The organism is Actinosynnema sp. NPDC002837 (genome assembly GCF_040295345.1).
Lineage (GTDB): Bacteria > Actinomycetota > Actinomycetes > Mycobacteriales > Pseudonocardiaceae > Actinosynnema.
This window is the reverse complement of record NZ_JBEOVG010000027.1, coordinates 34,248-51,144: the sequence shown is the minus strand read 5'-3', so window position 1 is coordinate 51,144 and position 16,897 is coordinate 34,248. Positions and strand designations below refer to the sequence as shown.

At 71.4% G+C, this 16,897-nt stretch carries 15 protein-coding genes and 4 tRNA genes; 13 read left to right on the top strand and 6 right to left on the bottom strand.

Features of this window, described 5'->3' with window-relative positions; all coding sequences use genetic code 11:
* Nucleotides 1-56 precede the first annotated feature (56 nt).
* Nucleotides 57-132, bottom strand: a tRNA-Lys gene (locus tag ABTZ99_RS20225).
* 136 nt (nucleotides 133-268) lie between these two features.
* On the opposite strand from ABTZ99_RS20225, the gene ABTZ99_RS20220 reads away from it, so the two are divergent.
* Nucleotides 269-1,147, top strand: coding sequence for an exodeoxyribonuclease III (locus ABTZ99_RS20220; RefSeq protein WP_499612904.1), 879 nt, complete (start codon nucleotides 269-271; stop codon nucleotides 1,145-1,147).
* Here ABTZ99_RS20220 and ABTZ99_RS20215 read toward each other — a convergent pair.
* Nucleotides 1,144-2,160, bottom strand: coding sequence for an FAD-dependent monooxygenase (locus tag ABTZ99_RS20215; RefSeq protein WP_498776157.1), 1,017 nt, complete (start codon nucleotides 2,158-2,160; stop codon nucleotides 1,144-1,146). The two genes, ABTZ99_RS20220 and ABTZ99_RS20215, sit on opposite strands and share 4 nt — an antisense overlap.
* A gap of 57 nt (nucleotides 2,161-2,217) precedes the next feature.
* Here ABTZ99_RS20215 and ABTZ99_RS20210 point away from each other — a divergent pair, with 57 nt between their 5' ends.
* The 4 genes from ABTZ99_RS20210 (at nucleotide 2,218) to ABTZ99_RS20195 (ending at nucleotide 10,254) form a co-directional block, all read left to right on the top strand.
* Nucleotides 2,218-2,763: a TetR/AcrR family transcriptional regulator gene (locus ABTZ99_RS20210; protein ID WP_499612902.1), complete on the top strand. Its 546-nt coding sequence runs from the start codon at nucleotides 2,218-2,220 to the stop codon at nucleotides 2,761-2,763.
* 80 nt (nucleotides 2,764-2,843) lie between these two features.
* Nucleotides 2,844-3,425, top strand: coding sequence for a hypothetical protein (locus ABTZ99_RS20205; protein ID WP_498776163.1), 582 nt, complete (start codon nucleotides 2,844-2,846; stop codon nucleotides 3,423-3,425).
* On the top strand, nucleotides 3,425-5,422 hold the full coding sequence (locus tag ABTZ99_RS20200) for a flotillin family protein (protein WP_498776165.1): 1,998 nt from the start codon (nucleotides 3,425-3,427) through the stop codon (nucleotides 5,420-5,422). The genes ABTZ99_RS20205 and ABTZ99_RS20200 overlap by 1 nt, the downstream gene beginning before the upstream one ends.
* Entirely contained in the window at nucleotides 5,419-10,254 is a 4,836-nt protein-coding gene (locus tag ABTZ99_RS20195) for a DNA repair ATPase (RefSeq protein WP_498776168.1), read from the top strand. The genes ABTZ99_RS20200 and ABTZ99_RS20195 overlap by 4 nt, the downstream gene beginning before the upstream one ends.
* A gap of 57 nt (nucleotides 10,255-10,311) precedes the next feature.
* Here the strand turns inward: ABTZ99_RS20195 and ABTZ99_RS20190 are convergent, their stop codons facing one another.
* Nucleotides 10,312-10,830 carry an excalibur calcium-binding domain-containing protein gene (locus tag ABTZ99_RS20190; RefSeq protein ID WP_499612899.1) on the bottom strand — a complete coding sequence of 173 codons (519 nt, stop codon included), beginning with the start codon at nucleotides 10,828-10,830 and terminating at the stop codon, nucleotides 10,312-10,314.
* Between the two features lie 127 nt (nucleotides 10,831-10,957).
* Between ABTZ99_RS20190 and ABTZ99_RS20185 the strand changes: the two genes are divergently transcribed.
* From ABTZ99_RS20185 to ABTZ99_RS20175, 3 genes are all read left to right on the top strand, one after another.
* Complete coding sequence (locus tag ABTZ99_RS20185; protein WP_499612897.1) at nucleotides 10,958-11,794, top strand: oxygenase MpaB family protein; 837 nt, start codon at nucleotides 10,958-10,960, stop codon at nucleotides 11,792-11,794.
* A 165-nt stretch (nucleotides 11,795-11,959) separates the two neighbouring features.
* Nucleotides 11,960-12,787: a glutamate ABC transporter substrate-binding protein gene (locus ABTZ99_RS20180; RefSeq protein WP_499612895.1), complete on the top strand. Its 828-nt coding sequence runs from the start codon at nucleotides 11,960-11,962 to the stop codon at nucleotides 12,785-12,787.
* A gap of 213 nt (nucleotides 12,788-13,000) precedes the next feature.
* Nucleotides 13,001-13,204, top strand: coding sequence for a cold-shock protein (locus ABTZ99_RS20175; RefSeq protein ID WP_015105489.1), 204 nt, complete (start codon nucleotides 13,001-13,003; stop codon nucleotides 13,202-13,204).
* A gap of 130 nt (nucleotides 13,205-13,334) precedes the next feature.
* Here the strand turns inward: ABTZ99_RS20175 and ABTZ99_RS20170 are convergent, their stop codons facing one another.
* Nucleotides 13,335-13,574 carry a hypothetical protein gene (locus tag ABTZ99_RS20170; protein ID WP_498776179.1) on the bottom strand — a complete coding sequence of 80 codons (240 nt, stop codon included), beginning with the start codon at nucleotides 13,572-13,574 and terminating at the stop codon, nucleotides 13,335-13,337.
* Nucleotides 13,575-13,910: 336 nt separating this feature from the next.
* Nucleotides 13,911-14,306 (bottom strand): hypothetical protein, encoded by a 396-nt coding sequence (locus ABTZ99_RS20165; RefSeq protein WP_499612892.1) that lies wholly within the window; start codon nucleotides 14,304-14,306, stop codon nucleotides 13,911-13,913.
* 164 nt (nucleotides 14,307-14,470) lie between these two features.
* On the opposite strand from ABTZ99_RS20165, the gene ABTZ99_RS20160 reads away from it, so the two are divergent.
* The 5 genes from ABTZ99_RS20160 (at nucleotide 14,471) to ABTZ99_RS20140 (ending at nucleotide 16,089) form a co-directional block, all read left to right on the top strand.
* Nucleotides 14,471-14,716, top strand: a complete 246-nt coding sequence (locus tag ABTZ99_RS20160) for a hypothetical protein (RefSeq protein WP_123745109.1) — start codon at nucleotides 14,471-14,473, stop codon at nucleotides 14,714-14,716.
* Nucleotides 14,717-14,875: 159 nt separating this feature from the next.
* Complete coding sequence (locus tag ABTZ99_RS20155) at nucleotides 14,876-15,622, top strand: SCO6745 family protein (RefSeq protein WP_499612890.1); 747 nt, start codon at nucleotides 14,876-14,878, stop codon at nucleotides 15,620-15,622.
* A 154-nt stretch (nucleotides 15,623-15,776) separates the two neighbouring features.
* A tRNA-Glu gene (locus tag ABTZ99_RS20150) sits at nucleotides 15,777-15,849 on the top strand.
* A 54-nt stretch (nucleotides 15,850-15,903) separates the two neighbouring features.
* A tRNA-Asp gene (locus ABTZ99_RS20145) sits at nucleotides 15,904-15,977 on the top strand.
* 35 nt (nucleotides 15,978-16,012) lie between these two features.
* Nucleotides 16,013-16,089 (top strand) — tRNA-Phe (locus ABTZ99_RS20140).
* A gap of 44 nt (nucleotides 16,090-16,133) precedes the next feature.
* Here the strand turns inward: ABTZ99_RS20140 and ABTZ99_RS20135 are convergent.
* Nucleotides 16,134-16,883, bottom strand: coding sequence for a protein phosphatase 2C domain-containing protein (locus tag ABTZ99_RS20135; RefSeq protein WP_499612959.1), 750 nt, complete (start codon nucleotides 16,881-16,883; stop codon nucleotides 16,134-16,136).
* Nucleotides 16,884-16,897 lie beyond the last annotated feature (14 nt).

Sequence of the window (16,897 nt, the reverse complement as noted above, 5' to 3'; positions counted from 1 at the left end):
TAAATGGGGGCTTCGAAGTCGCTCGGCCTCCGACAGATCGTCGTGACCTGCGAGTCTGGTGGGCCGCCAGGGACTCGAACCCTGAACCCGAAGATTAAAAGTCTCCTGCTCTGCCAATTGAGCTAGCAGCCCGTGGCCGACAGCTTACCGAGACCGGGGCTCCCGGTGAGCGAGGTGGTCGACCGGGTGGTGTGGGTGGCGTCACGTTCGGTCGCACGGCGTACGGAGCAGTGCAGGTCAGGGGGTTGAGGCTGCATCCCGGAGGCGTATGCGGACTACGGTGGGGGTCGTGCGGGTGGCTACTTGGAACGTGAACTCGGTCAAGCAGCGGGTGCCGCGGTTGTTGCCGTGGCTCGACCAGAGGCAGCCCGATGTCGTCTGCCTGCAGGAGACGAAACTCGCGGACGACGCGTTCGTGGCCCTGCTCGGTGACGAGTTGTCCGCCCGCGGCTACGAGGTGGCGGCGCACGGCGAGAGCCGGTGGAACGGCGTGGCGATCCTGTCGAGGGTCGGGCTGGACGACGTGGTCGACGGGCTCGCGGACGGGCCCGGGTTTCCGCACCCCGAGGCGCGGGCGGTGGCGGCCACCTGCGGTGGGGTGCGGGTGCACTCCGTCTACGTGCCCAACGGGCGGACGCCGGACTCCGACCACTACCACTACAAGCTGGCCTGGCTGGCGGCGTTGCGGGACGTGGTGGCGGCCGGGCCGGCGGACGCCCTGGTCTGCGGCGACGTCAACATCGCGCCCACCGACGCGGACGTGTTCGACCCGGCGGCCTACGTCGGCCACACGCACGTGACCGGGCCCGAGCGGGAGGCGCTGGCGGCGCTGCGGGCGGTCGGGCTGCACGACGTGGTCCGCGACCGGTGGCCGGACGAACGCGTCTTCACCTACTGGGACTACCGCGCCGGCATGTTCCACCAGGACCTCGGCATGCGCATCGACCTCGTCCTGGCGTCCGGCCCGGTCGCCGCACGGGTCGAGGCCGCCTGGGTCGACCGGCACGCCCGCAAGGGCACCGGGCCGAGCGACCACGCCCCCGTGATCGTCGACCTGGACGAGGCGCCCGACGGCGACATCGGCCCGGTCGTGCCGCCGCCGTCCGCGCCGCGCACCCGCAAGTCGGTGAAGCTCCCGCAGTCCTAGCCCGCCAACTCGTCGGGCTCCAGGTCCGCGCTCCACGACGGCTGCGGCGCCAAGGCCAGCGCCACCCGCAGACCCGCGTCGCGCACCCCGGTGAACCGGCGCATCCGGGCCAGCCGGTTGAGCTGGAGCGACCGCGCGGCCAGCCGTTGCGTCACCCGGCGGCGCTCCGAGTCGTACCGACGCAACCCCGCGTCGACGTCGTCACCCGCCAGGCACTCCGCCAGCACGACGCCGTCGACGATCGCCTGGCACGCGCCCTGCCCGAGGTCCGGTGTCATGGCGTGCGCGGCGTCACCGAGCAGCGCCACCCGCCCGGAGACGTAGCTCGGCAACGGCGACAGGAACAGCAGCTCGTGCCGCAGCACGTCGGTGGCCGAGGCGAGCACGCGCGGGATCGGGTCGTGCCAGTCCGCGAACAACGAGAGGTCGGGCCCCATCGCGTACCAGTTGGTGCGCCCGTCGGCCTGCGGCGTGAGGCCGAACTTGCCGCCACGGCCCCACGTCTCACCGCCCGCGTCGACCGGGACGTCCACCGTGCCGCGCCACCCGACCGCCCCCGACCGGCGGACCGACGCGTCGAACAGCTCGCCGCGCACCGCGCTGTGGATGCCGTCCGCCCCGATGACGACGTCGTACCCGGCGCAGTCCGCCAAGCCCGCCGCCGTGCCGAACCGGACCACCCCGTCCGGCAACGCCCCCGCGAGCACGCCCAGCAACGCCGGCCGGGTGAGCAGGTGCACCGAGCTCGCCGCGATGGTCCCGATCACCGTCCCGTCCGGCTTGCGCACCACCCCGTCCGCCTGCCGCCGCCCGACCCGCCGGGCCGCGTCGCCCACGCCCAGCCGGTCCAACGCCGCGAACGCGTCGGGCCAGATCCCGAGCCCCGTGCCGACGTCGGGCAACGCCGCCGAGCGCTCGAAGACGTCCACCGCCCACCCGTGCCGTCGCATCCCGATGGCCGCGGCCAGGCCGCCGACCCCTCCACCGATCACCGCTGCGCGCCGAAGTCCCATGCGGCACACCGTACTACAGCTGTAGTGATCAACACTACGGGTGTAGTGTCCGTGCCGATGACCAGGCAACAGCAGGTACTCGACGCCGCGATCCGCGTCCTCGGCACGGGCGGCATGCGCCAGCTCACCCACCGCGCCGTCGACACCGAAGCCGGCCTGCCGCAGGGCTCGACGTCCAACCACTTCCGCACCCGCGACGCGTTGATCGGCGCCGTCCTGGGCCGCCTCCTCGAACACGAGACCGCGCTGTGGGCGAGCGTGGCCGGCGACGTCACCACCCCCGAAGCCCTCGCCGACGCCGTCGGCGCCCTGGTCGAGCGACTGGCCGAGGACCGCGTCCTCACGCTCGCCCGCCACGCGCTGTTCGTCGAAGTCGCCCAACGCACCGAACTGCGCGGCCACGTGGACCGGGCCCACCGCGAGATCGGGTCCTGGGCGCTACCCCTGATCGCCGGCCTCGGCTCGACGAGCCCTCCCGCCGACCTGGCGCTGCTCCTCGCCGTGATCGACGGCCTGCTGGCCAACGAGCTGGCGAACCCGAGCCCTCGCTTCGATCCCACCGCGGCGCTGCGCACGGTCCTCCGGGGGATGCTCGTGCACTGACCGGGGTGATCCGACCGCGTTGCGTCATTCCCCTCAGTTCTCCGCCGAAAACGGGTTAGGGTCCCGCGAAAGGGGGGTACATGGGGGAGTTCTTCGCGGCATCGCTGGGATTCCCGGTGGCCGTGCTCAGCGTCCTGCTGGTGATCGTGGTGGCCTACTGGCTGCTCGTCGCCTTCGGCGCGGCGGACGCGGACTGGGTCGAGCTGGACATCGGCGGCGTGCCCGCGACCCTGGGCATCTCCTTGCTGATCGCGGTGTCCTGGTTCGCCTGCCTGTCCGGCGTCGTCCTCCTCGAACCGGCCTCGGTGCTCGCGGGCACCGGCGTGCTCGGCGGGTCGCTCGCCGTCGGCCTGGTGCTGACCCGGCTGGCGATGACGCCGTTGAAGCGGCTGTTCCCGGCCGACCCGCCCGCGTCGCGCCTGGACTTCATCGGTCGCACCTGCGTCATCCGCACGGGCCGCGTGACCCAGACGTTCGGCCAGGCGGAGGTCACCGCCGCGGACGGCTCCTCGGCCGTCGTGCAGGTGCGCCAACCGGGCGCGGACGCGCTCACCGCGGGCACCACCGCACTCATCTTCGACTACGACGTGGACGGCGAGTTCTTCTGGGTCGCGTCCCTCGAAATCGGACACGACCCGACTCTCACACGGGGGGACCACTGATGGACGTCATCACCACCGGCTTCGGCATTCTCGTCGCCGTCGTCCTGGTCGTCGTCATCGGCCTGCTGATCCTGATCAGCCGCCTGTTCCGCAAGATCGACCAGGGCAAGGCGCTGATCATCTCCAAGGTGCGCAAGGTGGACGTCACGTTCACCGGCGCCGTGGTGCTGCCGGTGCTGCACCGCGCGGAGATCATGGACATCTCGGTGAAGACCATCGAGATCCGCCGCGCCGGGCAGGAAGGCCTGATCTGCCAGGACAACATCCGCGCCGACATCCGGATCACGTTCTTCGTGCGGGTCAACAAGACCGTCGAGGACGTCATCAAGGTCGCCCAGGCCATCGGCACCGCGCGGGCGAGCGACGAGCAGACGCTCCAGGAGCTGTTCAACGCCAAGTTCTCCGAGGCGTTGAAGACGGTCGGCAAGCAGCTCGACTTCATCGACCTCTACACCAAGCGCGACGAGTTCCGCGACCGGATCATCCAGGTCATCGGCACCGACCTCAACGGCTACAGCCTCGAGGACGCGGCGATCGACTACCTCGAGCAGACGCCGATGGCGCAGCTCAACCCGTCGAACATCCTCGACGCGCAGGGCATCCGCAAGATCACCGAGCTGACCGCGATCGAGCACGTGCGGACCAACGAGTTCACCCGGCACGAGGAGAAGGAGATCACGCGCCAGAACGTCGAGGCGCGCGAGGCGATCCTGGAGCTGGAGCGCCGCCAGGCGGACGCGGAGATCAAGCAGAAGCGCGAAGTGGAGACGATGCGGGCCCGCGAGGAGGCGGAGATCGCCAAGGTGCAGGCCGAGGAGCGCCTCAAGTCGAACACCGCGCACATCCGCACGGACGAGCAGCTGGGCATCCAGAGCGAGAACAAGGCGCGCGAGATCGCGGTGGCGGAGAAGAACCGCGAGCGCGTGATCGCGATCGAGACCGAGCGCATCGAGAAGGACCGGATGCTGGAGGTCATCGGCCGGGAGCGGGAGACCGAGCTGTCCCGCATCGCCGCGGACAAGGAGCTGGAGGCCGAGAAGCGGTCCATCGCCGAGGTAGTGCGCGAGCGCATCGCGGTGGAGAAGACCGTGGCCGAGCAGGAGGAGATCATCAAGCGGCTGCGCGCGGTCGAGGAGGCCGAGCGGCACCGCCAGACCGTGGTGATCCGGGCCGAGGCCGAGGCGCAGGAGGGCCTGGTCAAGGACATCAAGGCGGCCGAGGCCGCGGAGCAGGCCGCGAAGTTCAAGGCCCGCGAGGAACTGCTGCTCGCCGAGACGCGGCAGCAGGCCGCCGAGCTCGACACCCGCGCCATGATCCGGCTCGCCGAGGGCAAGCAGGCGGAGGCGGCCGCGGTCGGCCTCGCCGACGTGCAGGTGCGCGAGCGCGACGCGGAGGCGATCGAGAAGGTCGGCCGCGCCGAGGCCGTGGTGGGCAAGGAGAAGGCGCTGGTCGAGGCGCTCGCGATCCGCGAGAAGCTGAAGGGCGAGGCCGAGGGCCTGGCCGACAAGGCGGGCGCGATGGCCGCGCTGGACGACGCCACCCGCGAGCACGAGGAGTACCGGCTGCGGCTGGAGACGGAGAAGGAAGTCCGGCTCGCCGGGATCGACGTGCAGCGGCAGGTGGCCGAGTCGCAGGCGCTGGTGCTGGCGGCGGGCCTGGAGAAGGCCGACATCGACATCGTCGGCGGCGACAGCATGTTCTTCGACCGGATCGTCGGCGCCATCACGATGGGCAAGCAGGTCGACGGGTTCGTGGAGCACTCCGACGTCGCGCAGACCCTCGCCGGGCCGTGGCTGAACGGGACGGCGAGCTTCACCGACGACATCGGCAGGCTGCTCGGCTCGATCAGCACCGGTGACGTGAAGAACCTGACGGTGTCCGCGCTGCTGCTCAAGCTCATCAACTCCGGTGGGCCCGACGAGGGCAAGCTGCGCGAGCTGCTGGCCGCCGCGCAGCGCCTGGGCGTGGCCGAGCGGCCGGTCGCCTCGCTGTCGTGACCGCGCCAGTGGAGGCGTCGCCGGCGCCGGTGACGTTGGAGGCGGGCACCTACGAGGTGCTGCGGGCCCGGCTGGCCGAGCAGGCGGCCGGGCTCGCCCGCCGGGCGCAAGCGCTCAACGCGCGCCGGCTGGAGGCGTTCGGCAGCGCCGAGCTGACGTTGCTGGGCACCGAGCGCATCCGCACCGAGCACAACTGCGTGCCGCGCGACGTGGTGCAGGTGGCCGGGCTGATGCTGTTCGGCTACAACGTCTTCATCGGCCTCAAGCCGGAGACGACGGTCGACGACGTGTTCTCGCTGCACCGCTTCACCCGCGACGGCGACGCGTTCCGGTTCGAGGACGCGGGTGACGACGAGCTGCCCGGCCTGCTGCGCGACCCGCGGTTCGAGCGCGACTTCGCCGAGCTGTACCGGTACTACCGCGACACCAGGCTGATCCAGCTGCGCCGGGTCGAGGGCCGGTTGCTCGCGGTGTTCCAGACCGGCGCCCGCATCGGGGACATCCGGGTGCTGCGCTGGCAGGTCGGCGTCGACGGCACGGTCGAGTACCTGGACAACCGGGGCGAGCGCGACCACGTGTTCCCGCCCTCGCACGACTTCGAGTGGGTCGTGACCGGCCGCGAGCACCACGTGCTCGGCAGGCACCCGCACATCTCGATCGAGGACGAGGTGTTCGTCGAGACCATCGGCGGCGACCTCACGATCAAGGTGGAGAACAACACCGAGACCGGCGAGGGCGTCTACACCGAGCCGGTGGACGAGCCGCTGCAGTCGCTGGCCGACGGCGAGGTGCAGTACGCGCGGGTCGGCTCGCTGATCCTGCTGCGCATCCGCCCGTACAACGAGACCGCGTGGCGTCACCTGGTGTTCAACACGCGCACCCGGTCCGTGGTGCGGCTCGACGGCATCGGCCAGGCGTGCCAGCGGCTGCCCGAGGACCAGGGCCTGATCTTCCCGGGCGGCTACTACCTGGCCACGGGCGTGAACAAGACCTTCGACACCCCGGTGGACGAGCTGGAGTTCGAGCGGGTCATCCGCTCCACCAACGGCGAGGACGTGCTCTACGTCTTCCACGCCCGCCGCGACGGCCGGTCGCTGCTGCTGCCGTACAACGTGATCCGCAAGGAAGTGGCGAACCCGCTGTCGTGCCACGGGTACTCGCTGTTCGACGACGGCACGCTGGTCGTCTTCCGCGCGATGAGCGACGAGCCGACCCGCGTGCACCCCATGCAGGTGTGGCAGACCCCGTACGTGTCCGACGCCTACGCCGCCGCGCAGCCGGTCGGCACGGGACCGCTGGAGCGGGTCGGGAACGCCGACCTGGTGCGCGGCATCTCCGACTGCCTGTCGGTGAGCCGGATGGTCGGCGAGATGGCGCCGTCCGTGCCGGTGTTCGAGGACCTGATCTCCTCGTGCACCAGGGTGTTCGACGCCTACCACTGGCTGGGCGACGCGGAGCTGGAGGACCTGCGCACGCCGTTGACGCAGGTCCGGGCGACGGCCGAGCAGGTGCTGGACGAGTTCGAGGCCGTGCAGGAGCTGACCGACCAGGCGGCGACGGCGGTGGCCGAGGCGGACGCGGGGATCGCGTCGATCCTGCGCCGGGTGCGCGGCGAGGTGCCGACGACCGCGGACGCCTGGGTGCGGCAGCTGGCCGACCTGCGGCAGGCGCAGGGGCACCTGGTGACGTTGAAGGAGATGCGGTACGCCGACGTGGCGCGCATCGACGCCCTGGTGTCGTCGCTGGACGACGAGCTGGGCGGCACGGCGCGGCGCGCGGTCGAGCACCTGCGGCGCGACGACGCGTTCACCGGCTACCACGAGCAGGTCGAAGCGCTGGTCGGCGCGGCGGACGCGATCGGCACGGTCGCCGAGGCCGAGCCGGTGGTCGAGGAGCTGGCGCAGCGGCAGCGCGGCCTGGAGGTGCTGACCGAGGTCGTCGGCTCGCTCGACATCGCCGACGCCACCGTGCGCACGTCGATCCTGGAGCGCATCGGCGAGGTGCTCGGCGGGCTGAACCGGGCACGGGCCACTGTGGACGGTCGCAGGCGCGCCCTGCTGGCCACCGAGGGCCGGGCCGAGTTCGCCGCCGAGTTCGCGCTGCTCGGCCAGGCGATCACCGGCGCGCTGGCGGTGGCGGACACGCCGCAGCGGTGCGACGAGCAGCTGGGCCGGCTGCTGCTGCAGCTGGAGAACCTGGAGTCGCGGTTCGGCGAGTTCGACGACTTCCTGACCCGGCTCGGCGACAAGCGGACCGACGTCTACGAGGCGTTCTCCTCGCGCAAGCAGGCGTTGCTGGACGACCGGGCCCGGCGCGCCGACCGGCTCGCCTCCTCCGCCGACCGGATCCTCGTCAGCGTCACGAGGCGGGTGGCGTCACTGGGGTCGTTGGACGAGGTCAACACGTACTTCGCGTCCGACCCGATGGTGGCGAAGGTCCGCTCGGTGGCCGAGGAGCTGCGCTCGCTCGGCGACCAGGTGCGGGCCGAGGAGCTGGACGGCCGGGTGCTGGCCGCGCGGCAGGAGGCGGGCCGCTCGCTGCGCGACCGGCTGGACCTGTTCGACGGCGAGACGATCCGGCTCGGCAGGCACCGGTTCGCGGTGAACACCCAGCCGGTGGACCTGACCCTGGTGCCGAAGGACGGCGAGCTCGCGTTCGCCATCACCGGCACCGACTTCCGCTCGCCCGTGCGCGATCCCGCGTTCGCGGACACCAGGCCGTTCTGGGACCAGCTGCTGGTGTCGGAGACGGCCGAGGTGTACCGGGCCGAGCACCTGGCCACCTCGATCCTGGCCACGCACCCGTTGGACGGGCTGCACGCCGCCGTCACCGAGGACCGGTTGCCCGACCTCGTGCGGCAGGTGGCGGAGTCGCGGTTGGACGAGGGCTACGAGCGCGGCGTGCACGACCACGACGCGGCGCGGATCCTCGACGTGGTGCTGCGGCTGCACGCGGGCGCGGGCGTGCTCCGGTACCCGCCGTCCGCGCGTGCGGCGGCGCAGCTGTTCTGGGCTTCGGCGGACGAGGCCGACCGGGCCCTGTTCGAGCGGCGTGCGGCGTCGCTGGGCCGGGCGCGGGCGGCGTTCGGGCACACGGCGGCGATCGACGAGCTGTGCGCCGAGCTGTCCGAGGCGGCCGGTGACCCGTTGGCGGGCGAGTACCTCTTCGAGGAGCTGTGCAGCGCGCCGTTCGGGTTCGCGACGAGCGCCGGAGCGCGCGCTCTGGTGGACGCGTTCCACCGGGCGTTGGGCGGGCGCAAGGAGTTCGACGAGGACCTGCGCGCGGTCGGCGACCTGGACGTGCGGCGGCGGTTGGTGCAGGGCTGGTACGAGGCGTTCCTCGGCGGCCGCGTCGAACCCGACCTGCCGGAGGCGGTGGCGCTGGAGCTGTGCCGGGACCTGCCGCGGCACGAGTCGTCGGCGCAGCTGACGGCCACCGCGGACGGCCTGCTCGGCACGCACCCGCGGATCGCCGACCGCGCGCTGGAGATCCGGCTGGACGAGCTGCTGACCCGCACGCGCCGGTTCCGCGAGGAGCGCGTGCCCGCCTACCGGGCCTACCAGCGCCGGCGCAACGAGGTCGTGGCCGCCGAGCGCGCGCGCCTGCGCCTGGACGAGTTCCAGCCGAAGGTGATGAGCGCGTTCGTGCGCAACCGGTTGCTGGACGAGGTGTACCTGCCCCTGATCGGCGACAACCTGGCCAAGCAGCTCGGCGCGGCGGGCGACGGCAAGCGCACCGACCAGATGGGCCTGCTGCTGCTCATCTCACCGCCCGGCTACGGCAAGACGACGTTGATGGAGTACGTGGCCAACCGGCTCGGGCTGGTGTTCGTCAAGGTCAACGGCCCGTCGCTGGGCCACGACGTGACGTCGGTCGACCCGGCGGACGCGCCGAACGCCACCGCGCGGCAGGAGGTCGAGAAGATCTCGTTCGCGCTGGAGGCGGGCAACAACGTGCTGCTGTACCTGGACGACATCCAGCACACGTCGCCGGAGCTGCTGCAGAAGTTCATCTCGCTGTGCGACGCGCAGCGGCGGATGGAAGGCGTGTGGGACGGCGGCACGCGCACCTACGACCTGCGTGGCAAGCGGTTCGCGGTGTGCATGGCCGGCAACCCCTACACCGAGTCGGGGCAGCGGTTCCGGATCCCCGACATGCTCGCCAACCGCGCCGACGTGTGGAACCTGGGCGACGTGCTGTCCGGGCGCGAGGACCTGTTCGCGTTGAGCTACATCGAGAACGCGCTGACGTCGAACCCGGTGCTCGCGCCGCTGTCCACCCGCGACCGCGGCGACGTGGAGCTGCTCGTGCGGATGGCGCGCGGCGAGGACGTGCGGGCCGACCGGCTCGCGCACCCGTACTCGTCGGTCGAGCTGGAGCAGGTGCTTTCGGTGCTGCGCAAGCTGGTGCGCGTGCAGGAGGTCGTGCTGGCGAACAACCAGGCCTACATCGCCTCGGCCGCCCAGTCCGACGCCTCGCGCGTCGAGCCGCCGTTCCAGCTCCAGGGCTCCTACCGGAACATGAACAAGCTGGCGGAGAAGGTCGTGCCGGTGATGAACGACGCCGAGCTGGCCGCCGTGATCGACGACCACTACGCGGGCGAGGCCCAGACGCTGACCTCGGGCGCCGAGGCGAACCTGCTGAAGCTGGCCGAACTGCGCGGCACCCTGACGCCGGCCCAGGCCACCCGCTGGTCGGAGGTCAAGCAGTCCTACGTCCGCGCCCAAGCCCTGGGAGGCTCCACCGACGACCCGACCACCCGCACGGTCGGCGCCCTCTCGCTCCTGACGGACCGCGTCGGCACCGCCCTCGACCGCCTGGCCGACCGCTGAACGCGCGTGTCCCACGTCCAGGTCCCTTGAGTTCAACGCCCAGGTCGGCGCGGACCGTCAGTCGGCACGTTCGCACGCGATGCCGTCCCGGTCCCGGTCGAGGTAGTGGCGGTCCCAGCCGATGACCTCGATCCGCGTGATGCCCTGCTCGTACAGCCACTCGCACGGCCGCGACACACCGCGCGGGAAACGCCACGGCACGCACGGGCCGTCCGTCACGTACGAGTGGTCGCAGTTGTCGCCCCACGACGGACGCGTGGACGTCGTGCTCGACGGCGTGCTGGACGACGGAGGCGGCTCGGACGTCGTCGTCACGGGGACGGTGCTGACCGTGGTGATCGGCGGCGCGGGCCGCTGCGCGGGCGGCGGGACCACCACGGGGACCGACGTCGGCCGCGCGATCTCCAGCGTGGTCGTGTAAGTGGCGCTGAGCACACCGGGCTCCACCGGGCTCAGGTGCACCTGGCGCGCGTCGACCGGTCGGGGCTCGTTCACCGTGAGCGCCAGCGTCACGAGAGCGCCCGTCGCCAGTAACAGCGCCGCGCCGGCGAAGGCGACACTCCTGCCACTGCTCATCCAACACCCGTTCCAGGCTCCGCGGTGTCACGTGGAATCGTCCACACCGCTGAAGGCGTTACGCCCCAGCCCGTTCCGGCAGGTCGCGAGGGGTGACGGAAACGGCCTGGCGTGACACGATCGGGTGGTGGACGTCGGGATGCTCGGACCGGGAACCGTCACCTGGCAGCTGCACGCCGACCCCGCGATGTGGGTCGCCGGCATCACCAGCCTCTACCTCCAGGCGCTGCACCCGCGCGCCGTCGCGGCCGTCGTGCAGAACTCCACCTTCCAGCAGGACCCGCTCGGCCGCCTCCTGCGGACCGCGGACTTCGTCGGCACGGTCAGCTACGGCTCCACCGAAGAGGTCGAACGGGCCGCGGCACGCGTCCGGGGCGTGCACCGCACCCTGCGCGCGAAGGACGCCACCGGCAAGAGCTTCCGCATCGACGACCCCGAACTGCTGCTCTGGGTGCACTGCGCCGAGGTGCACAGCTTCCTCACCGTCCTGCGGCGCGCCGGCTACCGCCTCACCGACGCCCAGGCCGACCGCTACTACACCGAGCAACGCCGCACCGCCGCCCTCGTCGGCCTGCACGAGGACGAGGTGCCCGGCAGCGCCGCGGAGATGGCCGACTACTTCGCCGCCACGCTGCCCGAGCTGAAGCGCACGTCGGACTCCGAAGTCGTGTACCGGTTCCTGCACCGCCCGCCCCTGGACGGCGTGCTGCGGCTCAGCCTGGACGCCTACGAGCCGCTGCTCGGCCACCTCGCGTACTCCGTGCTGCCGCCGTGGGCCATCGCCCTGCACGGCCACCGCCCGTACGCCGAACCCGCCGCCACGGCCTTGCTGCGGGCCGTCCGGGCCGCCGCGCTCATGGTGCCCGCGCCGATCCGCTGGGGCGTGCCCGAAGGCCACGTGAACAAAGCGATACGGCGGCTCGGCCTGCGGGTTGCGCCCCGGCGCGCGCTCCTCCCGTCCTAGCCGGGAGTAGGCGGACTCACAGCGCCGATTGCTCCGTACGGCGTAGTGGCATGGACCACTGCGACTTTTATCGCATCTAGAGGACCGCTCGGTTTGCTTAGCATGGCCAACGTCCGGCGCGTCGATCCGCGCCGCTTCCCGAGCACCCCGAGAGGTTCGCACCTCATGCTGTTCCGACGACTGCTGCCCGCGACCGCCCTGGTCACGGCCCTCTCCCTGATCGCCGCGTGCGGCGGCGCGAGCGACGACACCCTGGCCGGCAAGGCCGACGACGGCGAGCTGACCATCGGCATCCGGTTCGACCAGCCGGGCCTCGGTCAGCGCAGGCTCGACGGCAAGTTCGTCGGCTTCGACGTGGACGTCGCCAAGTACGTCGCCGCCCAGCTCGGCGTCGACGAATCCGGCATCACCTGGCGCGAAGCGCGCTCCGCCGACCGCGAGAAGCTGATCGAGAACGGCGAGGTGGACTTCGTCGTCGCCACCTACTCGATCACCGACAAGCGCAAGGAGCACGTGTCCTTCGCCGGCCCGTACTTCGAGACCGGCCAGGGCGTGCTCGTCCGCTTCAGCGACGACGAGATCAGCGGCCCTGAGACGCTCAACGGCAAGAAGCTGTGCTCGGTCACCGGCTCGACGTCCGCGCAGAAGGTGAAGGAGCAGTTCGCCCAGGACGTGCAGCTGGTGGAGTACGGCCAGTACTCCGACTGCGTCGTCGCCCTCCTCGCGGCCAACGTCGACGCGGTCACCACCGACGAGGTGATCCTCGCCGGGTACGTGGCGGAGAACCCCGAGCTGCTCAAGCTGGTCGGCACCCCGTTCACCACCGAGCGCTACGGCATCGGCCTGGCCAAGGACGACACCAAGGGCCGGTCGGACGTCAGCGCGGCCATCGAGAAGATGGTCGGCTCCGGCGAGTGGCGGTCCGCGTTGGAGCGCAACATCGGGCAGGCCGACGTGCAGCTGCCGGAACCACCCAAGGTGACGGAGAAGTAGCTGTCCGGTGGACCAATGACTTCGGGGGTGTAGTGCTGGGCGTCACCAACCGATACGCTCAGCCACGCAGGCCGTGGTTTCTGTGTTCGTGTCTCACGCTCGCGGAACGACACGCGGGCGTGCCGTCCCCACCCTGAGCGGTGGGGGAAACGCCCCGGGACGGCCGGGGCTGCACGGTGCAGCCCCAAGCTTTCCTGCGATGGAGGCAGGTACATGGCACTGGGCACTGTCAAGTGGTTCAACTCCGAGAAGGGCTTCGGCTTCATCGCCCAGGAGAACGGCGGGCCGGACGTCTTCGTGCACTACTCGGAAATCCAGGGCCAGGGGTTCCGCACCCTGGAGGAGAACCAGCGGGTCGAGTTCGAGATCGGCCAGGGCACCAAGGGTCCGCAGGCCCAGAACGTGCGCAAGGTCTGATCGCGGCAGATCGTTTCCGATCCACGTCTTTTCGCACCAACGGCGCAGGCCCCCGACCGGGATGGTCGGGGGCCTGTTCGCGTTCGGGCCCGGCTTCGGGTGCCGGGGCGTTCGGTGTCGGCGGGCGGTGCTAGTAGCCGCGCTGGCGGGCTTCCCACTCCAACCGCTGCATGACCCACTCGGTGGCCAGCGCCTGGGGGGACGTCTGCCGCTCGGCGGCCAGTTCCTTCAGCTGCTCGTTCGCCATCAGCTGGAGGCGGAGCTGGTAGACCTGCGCGGTCCCGAAGCTCGTGCCGGCCGTCGTCTCCGCGTCCGTCGTCTCCGGGGCGAGGGCGGCCAGGTACGACTCCAGCTCCTCGTCGGCGGGCACGGCTTCTTCCTGTTCACGCGCGGGCGGGCGATGCCGGCCCGACTTCGACCGTCCAAGGGATCCAAGAGGCACGGCGACACGATAACGGTTGGATTGCGGAACCGGCGACACTGTGGCCTGGGTCACAGATGTGTGCATGGAGAGGCCCCCGCGCCAGGGGGAGGAACGCGGGGGCCGGAGGGGATCTCCACAGGCGCTGACCGGGGGTGTGTCAGCAATTCGGATTGTTGCACGCGCACGTGGGCCTGGGGAGTGGGTTGGACCGAAATCTTCAGGTAGTCGATGCGTCGAACCCTGTGCTCAGCCCGTTTTCGCCCGTTGGGCGCGCCCGGGGTGCTACCCCTTGGGGGTATCGGACTCGTCCGGTGGCGGCTCGAGGTTGGTGATCTCGCCCTCCAGCCGGTGCACCAGGTCCTCCAAGCCCGCGAGCATCCCGTCGAGCTGCTTCATCTTGTCGCTCATCAGCCGGTCGATGTCCGCCTCGATCGCGGACAGCGACAGGCTGCCGAACAGTTCCTGCGGGTTCGCCGCCGGTGGCGGCCCGGCGGCTGCGGCGGTGTCGGCGTTCTGGGCGGTTTCGGGCTCGGCCGCCGCGGTGGGCTCCGGCGCCGTGGCCTCGGGCCCGGCCGTTTGGGGCTCTGCGGTTTCGGGCTCGCCTGCGGGCGGCGGCGTGGCGGTCGCGTCGTCCGCCACCGCTGGTTCCGGCGTCTGCCCCGGTACCGGTTCGGTCATGGGTTGCACCCTCCTCGTTCGCGACAAGCACATCACGCGCCGCTTGACACCAAGTGGCCTACACGGAAAGTGACGCTGCGTCGCCCCTGAATCACTCTCCGGGGGGCTGCGGTGGTTCGATGGGCTCGCTTAGCCTCGCGCCAACCTCAAGTCGGGGAGGCGTCATGAGCGGGTCTCTAGAAGTGCGTCAGTTCCTGTGGAACCAGGACGAGACGATGTCCAGGCCGGGCGGCGGTGGGGTGCCTGCCCAGCGAACCGGTGAGCCGTCGAGGATCTCGGACGAGCAGGTGCACCGGGCTCGGCTGTCGGTGGCGCGCGGCGCCACCAGCGCCGAGGACTGCCGGTTGCTGCTCGACATGCTCGGGCTGTCGCCGGGCGAGGACGGGGGCGTGCCGCCCGTGCAGCGGTAGGACGCCGAAGTCGCGGCCCCTTCGGGACTCGTCCACGAAGGGGCCGCCGTCACCTGGACACCCTCGAAACCCGGCCTCATCGCGGCGCCGACCCGAAGCCGCGCACTTCGCGCTGCCCGCGCATTGCCGGCCGCCGGAGTTTTGTGACAGTGTTACGAAATGCTCTCCACCGCTCGGCTGACCAGGGAACCGCTGGTCGAGATCGCCGGCTCGTTCATGACCTCGCCCGAACTCGCCGCCCGCGAGGAAGCCGCCGGCCTGCCGCCGCGCACCCTCTACTTCCGCGGCCGCACGGCGGTGCTCGGCAACCCGTCGCCCGGCGTGGTGGCCTCCGTGCTCGGCATCTTCCCCGAGTGGCTGGTCGAGAAGGCGCTCGTGCGCGCGTTCCCCGCCGACCGCGCGATCGAGGCCTACCTCGGCGGGTGCTGGGACTGGTCCCGCAACCACCTCGCCGGGACGCCCGAGCCCGCCCGCTTCGCCGAGCTCGCGCTCGCGGTGGTCGACGGCGCGGAGGCGTCCGCCTTGCCGCTGTTCCGCGGCTGGCGCGAGGCAGCACGTCCCGACGACGGCCCGGCCGCGCTCGGTCACGCCCTGATGGTGCTGCGCGAGCTGCGCGGCGGGCTGCACTTCGCCGCGCTGCGCGCCGTCGGGCTCGACGTGACCCAGGCCGTCGCGCTGGACCCCGGTGGCGGTCGCGGGCGGCTCCTGCGCACGGGGTGGCGCCCGGAGGACGCGGAGGCGCTGCTGGCGTCCGTGGCGGACCGGCCGGACCTCGCGGCGCGGTGGCGGCGGGCCGAGCAGCTGACCGACGACCGGTTCGACGACGCGCTGGCCGTGCTGTCCGACGCGGAACGGGCGGAGTTCGCCGACCGACTGCTCGCCCCGGTGACCCCGACGCGCGGGTGAACCGCCGCGAACGGGGGTGGAATCGCAGGTCAACACCGTGTGCCACCCCCGTTTTGGAGGTGTGGACCCTCGTGCCCTATGCTTACGATGCTTCCACCGGACAGCGTGGAGGGCCTGGGAAAGAAGGTGGCCCAAGGGCTGCCGGAGGAACTAGGTCCCCATCGTCTAGCGGCCTAGGACCCCGCCCTTTCAAGGCGGTAGCGCGGGTTCGAATCCCGTTGGGGGCACGCAGTACCGCAAGTGCAGTACAGTGACGATCGACAAGATGAAGTAGTGCGCAAGGCCCAGTGGCGCAGTTGGTTAGCGCGTCGCCCTGTCACGGCGAAGGTCGCGGGTTCGAGTCCCGTCTGGGTCGCAAGGCAGTTCGGCCGGTTGGTCGATCCGCTACCTGGCCAGGTAGCTCAGTTGGTACGAGCGACCGCCTGAAAAGCGGTAGGTCGGCGGTTCGACCCCGCCCCTGGCCACCAGAACGTCAGAGAAAAGCCCCTCCGCTCTCCGCGAGGGGCTTTTCTCATTTCCCGGTGTCGAATCGGATCACCGCCAGCGCCTGATCGTCGTGCACTTTCGGCCGGGGCCACTTCGTGCGATCCGCGTCACCCTCTTCGGCCGCGCGGATCTCGTCCAGCACGGCTTCCGGCCCCATTTCCGACGTGATGTGCAACACGGTTTGCCAGTCCGCGAACAAGCCGTAGTCGTCCACGCCGCAGGACACGCCGTCGGTCGCCATCAGCACCGCGCGGACCCGGTCACGCGGCCACCTCGCCCGCACGGCCCGGTGCGCGGCGGCCGGGTCCGCCTCCGCCACCCACCAGCCGTGCTCGCGGTTGCGCCAGTCGGTGATCCGGTCGACCCGGCCGCGCAGGTCGCGCAGCCGGTGGTCGGCGACGACCTCGACGCCGGCGTCGGTGAACACCACGACCGGGCTGTCCGCGAGCACCAGGACGTCGACGGCGGTGGCGGTCCAGCGCGTGATCGCGACCGTGCTGGACGGTGAGTCCCCCGGCGTGAGGCCGTGCGTGGCCGCCAGTCGTGCGATGGCGCGGGCGAGCTGGTCGGCCAGGTCTTGGTCATCGGTGACGTGGGTCAGCTCGGCGGCCAGGTGGCGGGAGTGCCAGCCGCCGTCGCGCTCACGGGGGGTCGGCGAGGTCGCGCCGTCCAGCAGCACCACGGCGTTCGGCAGTCGGACGATCCGGTCCTCGGTCGGGCGCGGCAGGCCGTCGCGGCCCACTCCGGCCCGTTCGGCGGTGGTGATCTCCGGCATCGTCACCGAGCCTA

What these genes read in the sequence shown, in the direction of transcription:
- ABTZ99_RS20155 (WP_499612890.1), top strand. Translation starts at nt 14,876, where the DNA reads ATGCTCTCCACCGCTCGGCTGACCAGGGAACCGCTGGTCGAGATCGCC.
- ABTZ99_RS20210 (WP_499612902.1), top strand. Translation starts at nt 2,218, where the DNA reads ATGACCAGGCAACAGCAGGTACTCGACGCCGCGATCCGCGTCCTCGGC.
- ABTZ99_RS20220 (WP_499612904.1), top strand. Translation starts at nt 269, where the DNA reads ATGCGGACTACGGTGGGGGTCGTGCGGGTGGCTACTTGGAACGTGAAC.
- ABTZ99_RS20180 (WP_499612895.1), top strand. Translation starts at nt 11,960, where the DNA reads ATGCTGTTCCGACGACTGCTGCCCGCGACCGCCCTGGTCACGGCCCTC.
- ABTZ99_RS20205 (WP_498776163.1), top strand. Translation starts at nt 2,844, where the DNA reads ATGGGGGAGTTCTTCGCGGCATCGCTGGGATTCCCGGTGGCCGTGCTC.
- ABTZ99_RS20165 (WP_499612892.1), bottom strand. Translation starts at nt 14,306, where the DNA reads ATGACCGAACCGGTACCGGGGCAGACGCCGGAACCAGCGGTGGCGGAC.
- ABTZ99_RS20215 (WP_498776157.1), bottom strand. Translation starts at nt 2,160, where the DNA reads ATGGGACTTCGGCGCGCAGCGGTGATCGGTGGAGGGGTCGGCGGCCTG.
- ABTZ99_RS20135 (WP_499612959.1), bottom strand. Translation starts at nt 16,883, where the DNA reads ATGCCGGAGATCACCACCGCCGAACGGGCCGGAGTGGGCCGCGACGGC.
- ABTZ99_RS20175 (WP_015105489.1), top strand. Translation starts at nt 13,001, where the DNA reads ATGGCACTGGGCACTGTCAAGTGGTTCAACTCCGAGAAGGGCTTCGGC.
- ABTZ99_RS20200 (WP_498776165.1), top strand. Translation starts at nt 3,425, where the DNA reads ATGGACGTCATCACCACCGGCTTCGGCATTCTCGTCGCCGTCGTCCTG.
- ABTZ99_RS20160 (WP_123745109.1), top strand. Translation starts at nt 14,471, where the DNA reads ATGAGCGGGTCTCTAGAAGTGCGTCAGTTCCTGTGGAACCAGGACGAG.
- ABTZ99_RS20190 (WP_499612899.1), bottom strand. Translation starts at nt 10,830, where the DNA reads ATGAGCAGTGGCAGGAGTGTCGCCTTCGCCGGCGCGGCGCTGTTACTG.